13 protein-coding genes are annotated in these 15,515 nt (G+C 44.5%); 6 read left to right on the forward strand and 7 right to left on the reverse strand.

The annotated features are described in order from the left end of the window. Positions 1-8 precede the first annotated feature (8 nt). From F891_RS13270 to dxs, 6 genes are all read right to left on the reverse strand, one after another. Complete coding sequence (locus F891_RS13270) at positions 9-686, reverse strand: outer membrane lipid asymmetry maintenance protein MlaD (RefSeq protein WP_005263775.1); 678 nt, start codon at positions 684-686, stop codon at positions 9-11. Beyond that, positions 686-1,465, reverse strand: coding sequence for a lipid asymmetry maintenance ABC transporter permease subunit MlaE (gene mlaE / locus F891_RS13275; RefSeq protein ID WP_004281531.1), 780 nt, complete (start codon positions 1,463-1,465; stop codon positions 686-688). Before mlaE ends, F891_RS13270 begins: the two co-directional genes overlap by 1 nt. Continuing rightward, positions 1,462-2,280, reverse strand: coding sequence for an ABC transporter ATP-binding protein (locus F891_RS13280; protein WP_004645032.1), 819 nt, complete (start codon positions 2,278-2,280; stop codon positions 1,462-1,464). The genes mlaE and F891_RS13280 overlap by 4 nt, the downstream gene beginning before the upstream one ends. Before the next feature lie 404 nt (positions 2,281-2,684). Continuing rightward, the gene (locus tag F891_RS13285; protein WP_005263782.1) at positions 2,685-4,463 is read right to left on the reverse strand and encodes a DEAD/DEAH box helicase; all 1,779 of its coding nucleotides are present in this window, start codon (positions 4,461-4,463) and stop codon (positions 2,685-2,687) included. A gap of 552 nt (positions 4,464-5,015) precedes the next feature. Further along, the gene (locus F891_RS13290) at positions 5,016-5,846 is read right to left on the reverse strand and encodes an inositol monophosphatase family protein (protein WP_004281534.1); all 831 of its coding nucleotides are present in this window, start codon (positions 5,844-5,846) and stop codon (positions 5,016-5,018) included. A 114-nt stretch (positions 5,847-5,960) separates the two neighbouring features. Then, positions 5,961-7,871 carry a 1-deoxy-D-xylulose-5-phosphate synthase gene (gene dxs / locus F891_RS13295; protein WP_005263785.1) on the reverse strand — a complete coding sequence of 637 codons (1,911 nt, stop codon included), beginning with the start codon at positions 7,869-7,871 and terminating at the stop codon, positions 5,961-5,963. 309 nt (positions 7,872-8,180) lie between these two features. On the opposite strand from dxs, the gene ribA reads away from it, so the two are divergent. Further along, positions 8,181-8,783: a GTP cyclohydrolase II gene (ribA, locus tag F891_RS13300; protein WP_004281536.1), complete on the forward strand. Its 603-nt coding sequence runs from the start codon at positions 8,181-8,183 to the stop codon at positions 8,781-8,783. Between the two features lie 139 nt (positions 8,784-8,922). Here ribA and hemN read toward each other — a convergent pair whose 3' ends face one another. Further along, positions 8,923-10,296, reverse strand: coding sequence for an oxygen-independent coproporphyrinogen III oxidase (gene hemN / locus F891_RS13305; RefSeq protein WP_005263789.1), 1,374 nt, complete (start codon positions 10,294-10,296; stop codon positions 8,923-8,925). A gap of 238 nt (positions 10,297-10,534) precedes the next feature. Between hemN and hemF the strand changes: the two genes are divergently transcribed. From hemF to F891_RS13330, 5 genes are all read left to right on the forward strand, one after another. Beyond that, positions 10,535-11,491 (forward strand): oxygen-dependent coproporphyrinogen oxidase, encoded by a 957-nt coding sequence (gene hemF, locus F891_RS13310; RefSeq protein WP_005263791.1) that lies wholly within the window; start codon positions 10,535-10,537, stop codon positions 11,489-11,491. A gap of 134 nt (positions 11,492-11,625) precedes the next feature. Next, a complete protein-coding gene (locus F891_RS13315) occupies positions 11,626-11,832 on the forward strand; it encodes a hypothetical protein (RefSeq protein WP_004281539.1) in 207 nt (68 codons plus the stop codon). A gap of 99 nt (positions 11,833-11,931) precedes the next feature. Next, positions 11,932-12,720, forward strand: coding sequence for a shikimate dehydrogenase (gene aroE, locus F891_RS13320; RefSeq protein WP_005263792.1), 789 nt, complete (start codon positions 11,932-11,934; stop codon positions 12,718-12,720). Between the two features lie 398 nt (positions 12,721-13,118). Beyond that, positions 13,119-14,942, forward strand: coding sequence for an acyl-CoA dehydrogenase C-terminal domain-containing protein (locus F891_RS13325; protein WP_005249863.1), 1,824 nt, complete (start codon positions 13,119-13,121; stop codon positions 14,940-14,942). Positions 14,943-15,289: 347 nt separating this feature from the next. Further along, on the forward strand, positions 15,290-15,499 hold the full coding sequence (locus F891_RS13330; protein ID WP_004281542.1) for a cold-shock protein: 210 nt from the start codon (positions 15,290-15,292) through the stop codon (positions 15,497-15,499). Positions 15,500-15,515 lie beyond the last annotated feature (16 nt).

The following is a 15,515-nucleotide window of genomic DNA, read 5'->3' on the forward strand; positions in this document are numbered from 1 at the left end:
TCAATCTATTATTCAACAAATGCAGGTTCTGCATCAGTCGATTCTGAAACTGTCGCCTGTTCTGGGGTAGTTTCTTGACTATCCGACGATTTACCGGCACCGCCAGTAATGAACTTCGTCACTAAATCTTCAATTTCCATGGTGCCTTGGGTATTGGCAATCTGATCACCACGTTTCAAATAGTTCAGACCACCACCTGGAATAATTTTCAGGTATTTTTCACCCAATAACCCATTGGTCGCTACCATAATATAAGCATCCTCATCAATATTGGTGATGGATTTCATGTTAGCTAACAGTTGTTTTTCCATGTCTTTTTGTTGCGCAGGTGCAGCCGCAGTATAGTCAGAACTATAACGTAACTCTTCCAGCGCTTCCTGCTGAACCTGCTTTAACTGTTCAGTATTAAAAGAGGTCAATGAGCCATCCAGGGTCATATGCACGGTTGCCAGACGCGTTACAGGATCTAAGGTAATGTCATCGACCTGTCCTACTTTCACGCCACTTAAAGCGACTTTGGCACGTGGCTTGATGCCATTTACATTTTCAAACGTTGCCGTCATTTTATAGCTGTCGGAAATATTGCTTCCCACCAGTCCACTGACACGCATCGCCAAAAAGAACAGGGCAATCCCGAACAAAATAACAAAAACACCAACGGCCAGCTCACTAGTACGTGATTTCATTAAACACCTCCGAACATGACCGCAGTCAACACAAAATCAAAGCCTAAAACGCACAGTGAAGAATATACGACTGTACGGGTTGTAGAAGTTGCAATACCTTCCGATGTTGGTACACAGGCATAGCCTTGATATACCGCAATCCAGGTACAAATTAATGCGAATACAAAACTTTTAATAATAGTGCCATTCAAGACATCTTTATAAAATTGCACACTGCTTTCCATGCCGCTCCAATACGCACCCTCATCGGCACCCAGAAAATCGACACCGACCATTTTACCGCCCATAATACCGACTGCGGCGAAGATGACCGAGAGCATGGGCAAGCTGAAAATCCCCGCCCAAAGACGCGGCGAAATCACCCGCTTCAATGGATCGACACCGATCATTTCCATACTGGACAATTGTTCAGTAGCTTTCATCAGGCCAATTTCCGCAGTCAAGGCTGAACCGGCACGTCCTGCAAATAGCAAAGCAGCGACCACAGGTGCCAGTTCACGCAGCAAGGTCAACGCGACCGCTGTTCCTAGCATCGACTCACTACCAAAGGTCGATAAGATGCTGAACATCTGCAAACCAAGCACGGCACCAATAAACAGGCCAGAAACCACAATAATCAGCAGGGACAATACCCCAACCCGATACATCTGATAAATAAACAGCTTTACGCCAAGCCAGGTCGGCATGGAAAATAAAATCTGCAACAGCATCAGGGTCGCGACCCCAATCCCCTGTACACGTTCAATAACGCGTCTACCTAATGCGGCAATTGCATTCATGAACGAACCTCATCACTTAAATAAGCTTGATGACTAAACTGATAATCCACTGGACCTTCTACCGAACCGGTCAGAAATTGCTGTACAAAAGCAGACGGATGCGCTTTCAGCTCTGCCGGTGTGCCCTCGCCCTGAATTTTGCCTTCTGCCACCACATAGATGTAGTCTGCAATTGATAAAGTTTCTGCAACATCATGCGAGACAATAATTGTGGTTAAGTCCAGTGCTTCACGTAATGAACGGATCAGACGAGTCAAAACGCCCATCACAATCGGATCCTGTCCGGCAAACGGTTCATCGTACATGATCAGCTCAGGATCCAACGCAATCGCACGGGCCAAAGCCACGCGTCGGTTCATACCGCCAGACAGTTCGGACGGCATCATCTGTTCTGCACCACGTAAACCGACTGATTCCAGTTTCAGTGCCACGATTTCCTTAATCAGATGTTCCGGCAATTTGGTATGTGCCCGAATCGGAAATGCGACATTTTCATACACGCTCATATCAGTAAACAAAGCACCGCTCTGAAACAACATACCCATCCGTGCACGTGCTGAAAAAAGTTCGGAACGTGACATCGTGGCAATATCCTTGCCGTCCAATAAAACCTGACCGTGCTCAGGAACCAGCTGCCCACCAATCAGTCTTAATAAGGTGGTTTTACCAGTACCAGATGGTCCCATAATGGCGGTAATCTGCCCACGACGAATATTTAAACTCACGTCGTCATAAATCACGCGCTCACCCCGCTTGAAGCTCAGATTCTTGACTTCAATCAGAGATTGAGTATCTCGCGCTGTTTGATTTTTCATAGCTGAGTTTATTCCTGCATTTTTTCAGCATGCATACTATAAAGGAACGAAGTTCAAAATGTTAGCAGTTGAAAAAGGTGGTTTAATATCATAAAAAATGACAACAATGGATTATTTCGTATTTTTTATAATAAAAATATGTACTTAAGCTTGAAGCAGGTACATTGATTAATTAAAAAGACTGTATAAATAATAGATAATATTACATAAAATCAAAGTCAATGCGATATATGGCATATACACCTCTATCAATTGAGATCGAACAGCTAAGCTTTTCATATTAATAATTATCATAACCCGGACAAAATATGATTTAGTAGACATTTTACGTTAAAAAGCAAAAAACTCAATGCATAAAAAAACCGGTATTTCTACCGGTTTTTTATCTTCATCTAGCGACTGAATTAGTCGTTAAATTTACGACGTGGACGATCTTCACCACCGAACGAACGTTCACCACGTGGCTTGTCATCAAAGTTGCGACGTACTGGACGATCACCGAAGTCACGCTTTGGACGATCATCAAACGAACGTTGTGGACGATCACCAAAACCGCCTTCACGACGTGGAGCTGGACGATCACCAAAATCACGTTTTGGACGATCACCATAACCACCTTCACGAGCTGGTTTGTAGTCTACACGGTTGCCATCATTAGAGCGAGGACGGTCACCAAAACCACCTTCACGACGTGGAGCTGGACGATCACCGAAGTCACGCTTTGGACGGTCATCAAACGAACGTTGTGGACGATCACCGAAACCGCTTTCACGACGTGGAGCTGGACGATCACCGAAGTCACGACGTGGACGATCTTCGCCAAATGCTGGACGTTCGCCACGAGGTTTGTCATCGAAGCTACGACGTGGACGATCATCACCGCCTTCACGACGTTTGAAGTTGCTTTCGCCTTCAAAACGACGACCACCACCGAAACCACCACGACCGCCATCACGACGACCGCCATCACGGCCACGACCGCGACCAGCGCCATCACGGCTACCACGTGCAGGAGGTGGAGATGGCTCAAGACCTTCAATTTCAGATACGTTTAGACGCGCATCAAGGAAGTCTTCTAAAGCACGGATTTTACCGCGTTCACGGTAAGTCGCCAAAGTAATGGCTTTACCAGTACGACCCGCACGACCTGTACGACCGATACGGTGTACATAGTCTTCATTCTTCATTGGAAGACCGAAGTTAATTACGTGTGAAATAGTTGGTACGTCAAGACCACGCGCTGCAACGTCAGTTGCAACCAAGATCTTCGCACGACCTTCACGGATGCTGCGTAAACGACGGTTACGAACAGTTTGTGGCATAGCACCGTGAAGTGCTACAACTGATAGACCTGCTTCAGCAAGTTCTTCAGCCAACATATCTGTGTCTTCTTGAGTTGACGCAAATACTACTGCTTGATCAACGTCTTCTTCGTTTAACCAGTGAGTAAGAAGTTTTTTCTTGTGCTCGAAACCGTCAGTCCAATGCAAAGTCTGAGTAATATCAGTATTTGTAGAGTGACCAGTTTCGATCGAAATACGCATTGGGTCATTCATCATGCGTTCTGCAAGTGTAATGATACGTGGTGCAAAAGTCGCAGAGAACATAAGAGTTTGTTTGCGGTTTGCAGCCAACTCACCAATTGCTTCTAAGTCTTCAGAGAAACCCAGGTCAAGCATACGGTCAGCTTCATCGACGATTAATGCGTCAACTTTATCCAATTTGATTTGACGACGATTCACCAAGTCAAGTAAACGACCTGGAGTTGCAACAACAACTTGCGCGCCTTTTAACTGTTGAATTTGCTTACCAAAAGGCATACCGCCCATGATTGCGGCAATACGCACGCCTTTCATGTGACGTACAAATGCAATCGCGTCTTGACATACCTGTTGTGCCAATTCACGAGTCGGTGAAATCACCAAAATATTCGGTTGAGTAACCGCTTTCATGCGGTCTTTAAACGGTACTAATGTATCTTGGTTTGCCAACGCATTTAACGTAGGAAGTAAGAATGCAGCAGTTTTACCAGAACCTGTTTGGCTTGACACAAGAAGGTCTTTGCCTTCAAGCGCAGCTGGAATCGCTTGTTCTTGTACAGGAGTAGGAGTAGTAAAGCCTAAAGCGTCGAGAGCCTGGGTTAGAGATTCGTCGAGGGAAAAATCAGCAAAAGTTTTGCTCATAGAGAGTATTCACCCTGAAGTGGGTGCTCCATTTAATAAATAACAATTATGGACATCGGCAAAAAGCGGCACAGCAAATAATGCTGAAAATATTAGGATTCAGCAGCGATCCGAGTAACGACGATGTGGATATAACGCACGCATGATTACGGCCGCAAACCTGAAGGAATCGCTTAAGCGATTGGGGCGCGAAGGATATGTCCTCTCTATGGACAGCACGCGCATACAATGATTAGAAGATAGTGTTCAGGTAAAGAACAGAAATTAAGTGCGTGGCAGAATTATAGCAGAATATTCCACAATGTCATTAAGTTTTAAAACTAATTTTCCTTATTCATAATTTATCTATATATTTCTGATACTTAAAATATAATAAAAAATGTAACAGGCGGTATAAAAAGTCACTTTTCGCCAATTCACCTGATATTTCCAGTATTCAAGCATAGACAAACAATCTTGCATCAGTCTCTCGCGACTTAAATTTCCATGCATAAAAAAGGCATCCCGAAGGACGCCTTTTCTCAATATTAGATCTGATTCATCTAAACCCGATTATTTTGCTGCTTCGCCCCAAGCAGGAACAACTGCTTGCATTAAAGGCTTAAGCATTTTCATTGAACAAGCCAAAACTTGACCATTTTCCATAGAGTCGCTACCACCACGTGCATCAACTACAGTACCGCCTGCTTCTTTCACGATCAATTCGCCAGCTGCGATATCCCAAGGCTTTAAACCAAGTTCGAAATAACCATCGAAACGACCTGCAGCAACATAGGCTAAATCCAATGCTGCAGAACCTGAACGACGATATTGCGCGCCAGCTTCAGTTACGTTTAACAGGGTTTGAAAATGGTTCTTGGCATAAGACACAACTTCGCCATTACGCTTGGCACGATAAGCGTGACCAACAGCCATAAAGGTATTTTCCAGGCTGTCTTTAACATTCACACGAATACGGCGCTGGTTCATCATGGCACCACGACCACGACTGGCAGAGAATAGCTCATCTTTCACCGGGTCATAAATCACCCCGTGTTGAGTAATGCCTTTGTGCTGAACTGCGATAGAGATACAGAAATGCGGGAAACCGTTAATGAAGTTTAAAGTACCATCTAGCGGATCGATCACCCAACACCAATCGGCGTCATGACCTTTACCTTCCTGATAGCCAAACTCTTCACCAAGGAAACTGTGATTTTTATAGCTTTTACGTAGGGTATCGATGGTCAACTGTTCCAAATAACGATCTACACGCGTTACCGGACCATCAATTCCTTTTTCTTCGACTTGTAGATCGAGTTTATGACGATTCTGATGCGCTTTTAAAAGCTCTTGACCAACTAACTGAGCCGCACGCGCAGCCATCACCACCATAGGTTCCATTGAACACCCACTACAAATTTGAAGACACTGATAAAGAATAATGCATAAAAGCCCCGATATATTAGCAAATATCAGGGCTTTTTTGGGAAAAATGTGTCTAAAATTTTTAAGATATTATGACAAGACGCTTTGCCCTAGGTTGGACCAAGCCTGATTGATTGATTTTTCAATACCTTGCGCATCCAGCCCCGCCTGCTGTAACATCTGTGCATGAGTCGCTTGTGCCATAAATGTATCATCCAGACCCAAATTCAGTATCGGTTTGACAATCTGCGCTTCTGCCAGATATTCATTCACGGCACTACCCGCACCGCCCATCACTGCATGTTCTTCCACCGTGACAAACAGACTGGTGCTTAAAGCGAGATCATCGAGCATTTGAGTATCCAGTGGTTTGACAAAACGCATGTTAACCACACGCACGCCAATCTCATGTTTCACGGCAAATGCTTCAGCAGCGTCGACTGCAGCCTGTACCCGGCTACCAAATGCCAGTACAGAAATATATTCATCATACTGCCCATTAAAGCTGGCCACAATTTCCGCCTGACCGATCGGAATCTCGATCATCTTTTGCTGGATATCGACGCCCAGTCCATTGCCACGCGGATAACGTACCGCTGCCGGCCCTGGATACAAATACGCTGTATGCAGCATTTGACGGCATTCATTTTCGTCTTTCGGCGCCATGATCACGATATTCGGGATAGTACGCATATAGGCATAGTCATAAGCACCGGCATGGGTCGGGCCATCTTCACCAACCAGACCGGCACGATCAATACCGAAAGTAACATCCAGATTCTGCAAAGCCACGTCATGTACCAGTTGATCATAACCGCGTTGCAGGAAAGTCGAGTAAATTGCAACCACCGGCTTCAAGCCTTCACAAGCCATACCGGCAGCCAAGGTAACCGCATGCTGTTCGGCAATCGCGACATCAAAGAAACGTTCTGGATATTCTTTGGCAAACTTCACCATGCCTGAGCCTTCGCACATGGCGGGAGTAATCGCGAGCAAACGTGTGTCTTGTGCCGCTTCATCGCAAAGCCATTGCCCAAATACATCCGAATATTTCGGTGCAGTATTGCTGGCGGCAACGGCGTTGATTTTGCTAATCGCGTGATATTTGATTTGATCGGATTCTGCCGGAGCAAAGCCTTTGCCTTTTTTAGTATAGACATGAATCAGGCGTGGGCCTTTACGCTTTTTCAGCGCATTAAAGACATGCACCAGCTGTTTGACATCATGACCATCGTACGGGCCAAAATAGTCAAAGCCGATGGCTTGGAATAAGTTATCTGCAGCATCGGTTGCTGCACTGTGCAAACGCGAGTTATACAACCATTCTGGATGTGGCTGTACATATGCCTCACCCTGCTCGGTAACATTAACGAACTCACCGCGCTCCCAAATGGCAGCCAGATGTTTGGCAAAACCACCGGTACTGCAAGAAATCGACATATCATTGTCGTTCAGCACCACCATCAGATCAGCACTGTGTGCCACGGCATCATTCAAAGCTTCAAAAGCCATACCTGCCGTCATGGCGCCATCGCCAATAATCGATACCACTTCACACGGCTTGTTCTGATAACGACGTGCCAGCGCCATACCTAGGCCAGCAGAAATCGCCGTCGAAGAATGCCCTACCCCAAAGGTATCAAATTCAGATTCTTCACGAGCCGGAAACGCAGCCAGACCATCTTTGGCACGAATCGTGGTGAGCTGTTCACGACGACCAGTCAACACTTTATGCGGATAGGCCTGATGACCTACATCCCAGATCAGGCGGTCATGCGGTGTATTAAAGCAATAATGTAAAGCCACGGTGAGTTCAATCACACCGAGATTGGCACCAAAATGTCCGCCACTTTGCCCGGCAGCATACAAAATGAATTGACGTAACTCATCCGCCACTTGTTCTAGCTGGCTTTGCTCGAGTGCACGCAGTTGCTCAGGATGATTGATCGCATCAAGCAACGGTGTTACAGGGCGTTGAGTTGGGATTTCTGTATACAGCATATTATGGCAAAGCCTTCTAAAGCCTGGCAAATCTAAAGCTAGGTCAATGGGGAGTACCCGATCATATAGCTGAATTGTAGCAGCTTCAATTCAGCTACGCTTCTAGCGATGCAATATTAAACAATGATCTCGTCGGGGTGAAAAAATTGCAGCCTACGATTATCCTGAATAATCTTACTATTTATCAACTATTATCGTTCGCTTTCTACAAAAAAGAAAATCTATTGCAGAATTTCGACTTTGCAATTCTACCAATGTTCAATCATTACGCTATACTTTAGCCAATTTCAGGATTTAACGGGTTCAGCTGTGCCAATCGAATTTGTCGCAACGTCAAGATTACCTACCGCTCACGGTGAATTTAAAATTACTGTATTTCAAGACCCTGAGACTGGCGAAGAACATGTCGCACTTTCCAAAGGACTTGAAGAAATATCAGATGAGCCTGTAGTGGTGCGTGTGCATTCTGAATGTTTAACCGGTGATGCCTTTGCTTCGCTCAAATGCGACTGTGGCCCGCAATTGCAAGCGACTTTAAAACTGATCAATGAATTGGGCCGCGGAGTCATTCTGTATTTGCGTCAGGAAGGTCGTGGCATTGGCCTGACCAATAAAATTCGCGCTTATGCTCTGCAAGATCAGGGACATGACACCGTAGATGCCAATTTAATGCTGAACCTGCCCGCAGATGCACGCCAGTATGATATGTGTAGCATCATGCTGGATCATTTACAGGTGAAAGCAGTACGCCTGGTGACCAATAACCCTTCTAAAATTGAGGCTTTAAAAGCCCAGGGAATTAACGTGATCGATCGTGTGCCTTTGACTGTGGGTTTAAACCCTTTTAATGAACAATATCTCAAGACCAAGCACGAACGCATGGCACATCTTTATAAAAAAGATGATTTTTAATATTTTTAAAACCCTGTCCTACCTTATTTTAACTTAACCACTCCAAACCTCCCTTTCTTGCGCTTCGACTTAAAGCAATGCTTAAGTCTTGCTCGGGGAGGTTTTCCCTATCTTTCTTAAAAATGGGGTTAGGGGAAGATTAAATCGTCATCGAGAAAATCCGGTTCTCCGGTATGCGTCGCTTTAAACGTAAATCAAAAGCCATACAAATATTGCGTACAAATGGTTTCCCTTTCTCCAGAATCGTGACTGACGAGTCTGAAAATTGAATCAAACCATCCTGTGCCATTTCCTCAAGCTGTTCCAAAACCTCATCAATTTCAGGGAAAAGCATCTCGGAATTTTCCCATGAGGTGCTAAAGCTGCACATCAAATTTAGAATATGTTGCCGGATGATCAAATCTTCCTGATTTAAGACATGTCCTTTAAATACCGGAATTTCATTGCGCGCCAGGCATTCATAATATTCTTCAATGGTTTTCACATTCTGCGCAAAGCTGTACCAGCTATCACTGATTGAAGAAATGCCTAGCCCAATCATCACCTGGGTTTTAGAGGCTGTGTATCCCATAAAGTTGCGGTGCAATGTTCCCGCTTGAAAGGACTGGTACATCGCATCTTTCTCTAAGGCAAAATGATCCATACCGATTTCATGATAGCCATGTGCCAGAAGTTTCTTTTTACCCGCTTCATAGCATTCCCGTTTGATCGCATCTTTGGGCACATCGGCATCTTTAAAACCGCGCTGACCATTACCTTTAATCCAGGGCACATGTGCATAGCTATATAAAGCCAGACGGTCCGGCAAGAGCGAATTGGTTTGTTCAATAGTATTTAAAACATCATCCAGACTCTGAAATGGCAGACCAAAGACCAGATCATGGGAAATCGATTCATAGCCAATTTCTCGCGCCCATTCGGTCACCTGTTTAACATTTTCATAAGGCTGAATCCGGTGAATCGCCTTTTGCACGGTTTCGTTATAATCCTGCACACCATAACTGACCCGACGAAAACCCAGGTCATACAATCCCTGCAAATGTTCACGCGTAGTATTATTGGGATGACCTTCGAAACTGAATTCATACTCAGGCGCTACGTCTGCTTTGGCCAGAATGCCTTGAATTAGTTGAGCCAGATGTGCCATTGAAAAAAAGGTCGGCGTTCCTCCACCAAAATGAATCTCTTTAATGATGGGCTTTTCCTGTAATAACTCGCAATATAGACCCCATTCTTTCAGCAGTGCCTGAATATAAGGTTGTTCGACTTCATGGCGTTTGGTCACGCGCTTATGACACCCGCAGAAGGTACACAGGCTTTCGCAAAATGGCAGGTGGATATACAAGCTAATGCCTTCGCTTTGATTGGATTCATCAAAAGACTTTTTTAGCGTTTGCTTCCATTGTTCAAGCGAAAAATTCTGCTCTTCCCAATACGGAACAGTGGGATAACTGGTATAGCGTGGCCCGGGAACATTGTATTTTTGAATCAGGGAATTGACCTGTACCGACATGAGACCCACCTATTACCGTCGAGAAATGCTCAAGCCAATGAGCGCTTGTGAGTTATTGTGCTGAGCTTGAAAAAAGAATTCAACCTAGCCATTTAGTCGGATTTAATGATGCATTCTGCTTATGAATAGTGGAATGTAATGTCTGGGCTGATGAATTGCATCACCAAATTAGACCTTAATCTTTGACTGATTTTATGCTTTGATGTCGTTAGTTTTTTATTTCCCTACGAGGGCTCTGATGCAGCATCCTACATCTACGGATATTCAACACGTTCGTGAATTTCTCCTCGACTTGCAGGCACGGATTTGTGCAGCATTAGAACAGCAGGAACGTGCTGGCGGCGGTACGGCCGAATTTATCATCGATGACTGGGAGCGTCCAGAAGGTGGTGGTGGCCGTTCACGTGTTTTGCAAAATGGTACGGTGATTGAAAAAGGTGGGGTAATGTTCTCCCACATCAACATTTCCAAGCTACCTGCTTCTGCGACCGAACGCCATCCCAATATTGCCGGTGCCAAAGCGCAAGCGATGGGGGTATCACTGGTCATCCATCCAAAAAACCCGAATATACCGACTTCGCATGCCAACGTGCGTTTATTTGTGGCTGAAAAAGAAGGCCAAGATCCGATTTGGTGGTTTGGTGGCGGTTTTGACCTGACCCCGTTTTATCCGAATGATGAAGATGTACTGTCTTGGCATCAAACGGCGCATGATCTATGTGCGCCATTCGGCGAAGAGGTTTATCCTGAACATAAACAATGGTGTGATGATTATTTTTATCTGAAACATCGTGATGAACAGCGTGGCGTTGGCGGCTTGTTTTTTGACGACCTGAATCAATGGGATTTTGAAACCTGTTTCCAGTATATGCAGGCTGTAGGCAATGGATATCTAGAAGCCATTCTGCCGATTTTCCAGCGCAATCAGGATAAGCCTTATACCGAAGCACAACGCGAGTTTCAGTTATACCGTCGCGGCCGTTATGTGGAATACAATCTGGTTTATGACCGCGGCACCCTGTTTGGCTTGCAGACTGGTGGCCGGATTGAATCGATTCTGGTCAGCCTGCCCCCGCTTACCGGATGGTCATATCGCCCTGAATGGGATGAGGGCTCACCGGAAAAACGTTTAACAGATTACTACCTGAAACCACATAACTGGTTAACAGAATTAAAATCCAACGCAATGAAATGATACAAACGGCCCTCAAATAGAGGGCTGTTTTAATAGATATATCCTCTATACTGCTGCATAGAAATACCTGATTTGATCGCGGCACCCTATCGCTACATCGATCATATTCCATTTGATGTCTAGTGAGAATAACAATGCATAATCTTCAATTAAATCTACCTGTGTTGGCCTTTTGGCTTTTTCTGGCTCTCGCCATCAGCGCGATGAGTACCGCAATTTTGAGTCACAACCTGATTCTGGATGGCGCCGCTATTCTGGTGAGTATCCTGACTGGGTTTGGGGTTGTTCTCAGTATGGCGCTGATGTTTGCGGAACATATTATGGATATTTGCAGTTCCTAAAACCCGGATCACTTAACAGCAATTTAAAATCGCGCAGGCTTTAGTCTCTGCGCTTTTTCACGTATATTGATGGCCATTTCCGCACATGGACATTGTGAAATGAGCAAACAATTTTCCGTGATTGGTAACCCGATTGAACAATCACGTTCTCCAGAATTGCATCACGCCTTTGCTGCTAAAACTGGTGTCGACCTGAGTTACACCAAGCGTCTGGCGCCACTGGATGGCTTCGTAGCCAACATTCAGGAATTCTTTAGCAATGGCGGTAGTGGCATGAATGTCACCGTACCCTTTAAAGAACAGGCTTTTGCCCACTGTCAGGTGCTGAGTGAACGGGCCAAAATTGCCAAAGCCGTGAATACGCTATGGATGGAAAATGGTGTGCTGCATGGCGACAATACCGATGGTCAGGGACTGGTTGAAGCAATTCGAGCACTAGATTGGCCACTGGAAAATACAGATATTTTAATTATTGGTGCAGGCGGTGCCACGCGTGGTGTAATCTATCCCCTAGCCCAGGCAGGTGCGAAAAAAATCGTGATCGCCAATCGTACCTTGGCACGGGCGGAACAACTGGTCGCTGATCTTCAGAATGCCGTACCGCAAGTCGAATTACAGGCGATTTCACTAGATACTTTAGCCGGTGAATTTGATTTGATGATTAATGCCACTTCTGCCAGTCTCAGCGGTGATGCCCTGGTTTTACCGGAAACGCTACAGTTTAAACGGGCCTATGAAATGGCCTATGGCAAACCTTCTTCCTTTCTGGATCAAGCCAAGGCACGCGGTGTACCGACATCTGAAGGTTTTGGCATGCTGGTCGGTCAAGCAATTGAATCTTTTTACATCTGGAATGGTATCAAACCGGATTTAAAAGAGTTTCTTTAAAACCCCTATCTCTCTAATGAGTTCAGTTCGGGTTGCAACTGCAACCCTTTACTTCCCTCCTACTACTTTTTATAAGCTGAAAAACCATGGATTGGTTTTAATGACATTTTAAAATGAGTTATTTTGCCACCTGAATCCAAGCACAATTCATACAAAAATATATTGGACAAATCACCTTTTAACTCATTAAATTCCATTGATATAACAAGTTTTTAATCTTCCTGTAATGTAAACACCTAATGATGAAATTCGATGATTTCATTCATTAGCCTTAAAAATCGATTAGCTTTTCTGACATTTTTATTCACTGAATTCATCAATGTTTTTTTATCCCGAATGTGAATAATCAAAGAATCGATACAGATAATCCAAAACTAATTTCAATCAGGATTAAACGCATGCCAGCATATAAAGCCCCTTTACACGACATTCGCTTCCTTATGAATGAAGTGCTTGACTACCCTGCGCACTACCAGAATTTGTCGAATGGTGAATATGCCGATGCCGACACGGTAGATATGATCTTAGAAGGCGCTGCAGATTTCTGTGAAAATGTACTGTCGCCGTTGAATCAAAGCGGTGATGAAGAAGGCTGTCATTTTGAAAATGGCGAAGTAAAAACACCGAAAGGCTTTAAAGAAGCTTACGACCAGTTCGTACAAGGTGGCTGGCAAGGTCTGTCTTATCCTGAAGAATTTGGTGGCCAAAACCTGCCAATGTCTTTAAACCTGATCAAATCGGAAATGATGGGGACTGCAAACTGGTCATTCCAGATGTATCCGGGTTTAAGTGTGGGTTGTATCAACACTATCATGCAATATGGTACCGATGAGCAGAAAAACACGTATCTGCCTCACTTAGTTGCAGGAACTTGGGCGGGCACCATGTGTCTGACTGAGCCGCAATGTGGTACTGACTTGGGTCAAGTTAAGACCAAAGCAGAGCCGAAAGAAGATGGCAGCTATGCCATTTCAGGCACCAAAATCTTTATTTCCGCAGGTGAGCACGACCTGACTGAAAATATCGTACATATCGTACTGGCACGCCTTCCAGATGCGCCGCAAGGTACCAAAGGGATTTCTCTGTTTATCGTACCGAAATTTATTGCTGCTGCAGATGGCGGGATCGGCGAGCGTAATCCAGTGAACTGCGGTTCGATTGAACACAAAATGGGGATTCGCGCTTCAGCAACGGCTGTACTGAATTTTGACAATGCGACTGGCTACCTGATTGGCGAACCGAATAAAGGCTTGCACGCTATGTTCACCTTTATGAACACGGCGCGTATTGGTACTGCGATTCAGGGTATTTGTCATGCTGAATTGTCATTCCAGGGTGCTTTACCGTATGCCAAAGAGCGTATGTCAATGCGCGCCCTGTCTGGCAAAAAAGATCCGGAAAAAGTAGCGGATGCGATCATTCACCATGCTGATGTCCGCCGTATGCTATTGACGCAAAAAGCCATTGCTGAAGGTGGCCGTGCCATGATTTATCATGCAGCAAAAATTGCCGACAACATGAATGATGCTTTGCTGCGTGGCGATACTGCAGCATTTGAACAGCATGATGACCATCTTGGGTTCTATACTCCAATCCTGAAAGGCTTCCTGACCGAAATGGGTTATGAGGCATCAAATCACGGTATGCAAGTCTTCGGTGGACATGGCTATATCAAAGAATGGGGCATGGAACAGATCGTACGTGACTCACGTATCTCTACCCTGTATGAAGGCACAACAGGTGTTCAGGCACTGGATCTGATTGGCCGTAAAGTGCTGTTGACATCAAAAGGTAAAGTTATTCGTGATTACACTGCTGAAATCCTGAAATTCTGCGGTCAGCATGCACGTAATAAATATATGCGCCGCTTTGCCTGGGATTTAACCAAGCTCTGTGCACAGTGGAATGCACTAACTGTGCGTATCATGCTGGCTGCACGTAAGGACCGCGACATCGTTTCTTCTGCATCAGTCGATTTCCTGATGTTCTCCGGTTATGTGATGATGGCCTACTTCTGGGCACAGCAAGCAGCAGTCGCTTCAGCCAAACTAGCTTCTAATGACGGTACGGAAGTTCCAGAATTCTATAAAGCGAAAATCAAAACTGCTGATTTCTACTTTGAACGTATTCTGCCACGTACTCAAGGTCACGCAGAAGCGATGGTGAATCCCTCTAAAACCATGACGGCACTGGCACCAGAACACTTTAGCTTTGACTACTAAGCTGTAAATTGAGTTAAAAAGGGCGCTTCGGCGCTCTTTTTATTGATGTAGATACCCTTGTTTAACTTAAAAAACCTTTCTGGATAGAAAATATACAAATTTAATTTTATATTTTTCAACATCCTAATAAATTAGCCAAATAAAACGCTTGTATATCTCAAAATAAGCGGTATGATAATCCCAACTAGAAAAATTCTTGTTTTGGTTAGTCTTCTTTTAAGTATCGCAGTTTTAGTCATAAACCTTCGTATTACAGATCAAAAAGCTCCATCCTTTTTATTTTTCAAAGTTACAGTTAGTCATCTGAAATTTTGGCTATAAATTCATACGATTCAATAGGTTATATTATGTCTAATACAGTTAACGGTACAGTAAAATGGTTCAACGAAACTAAAGGTTTTGGTTTCATTCAACAAGAATCAGGTCCAGATGTTTTCGCTCATTTCAGCGAAATCACTGGTTCAGGTTTCAAAACTTTAGTTGAAGGCCAAAAGGTTTCTTTCAGCGTAGCTCAAGGTCAAAAAGGCCCGACAGCTGTAAATATCGTTGCTCTATAATTTAGAAGCAAGATAT

Source organism: Acinetobacter sp. CIP 101966, from assembly GCF_000369725.1.
In the GTDB taxonomy this organism is placed as follows: domain Bacteria; phylum Pseudomonadota; class Gammaproteobacteria; order Pseudomonadales; family Moraxellaceae; genus Acinetobacter; species Acinetobacter lwoffii_Q.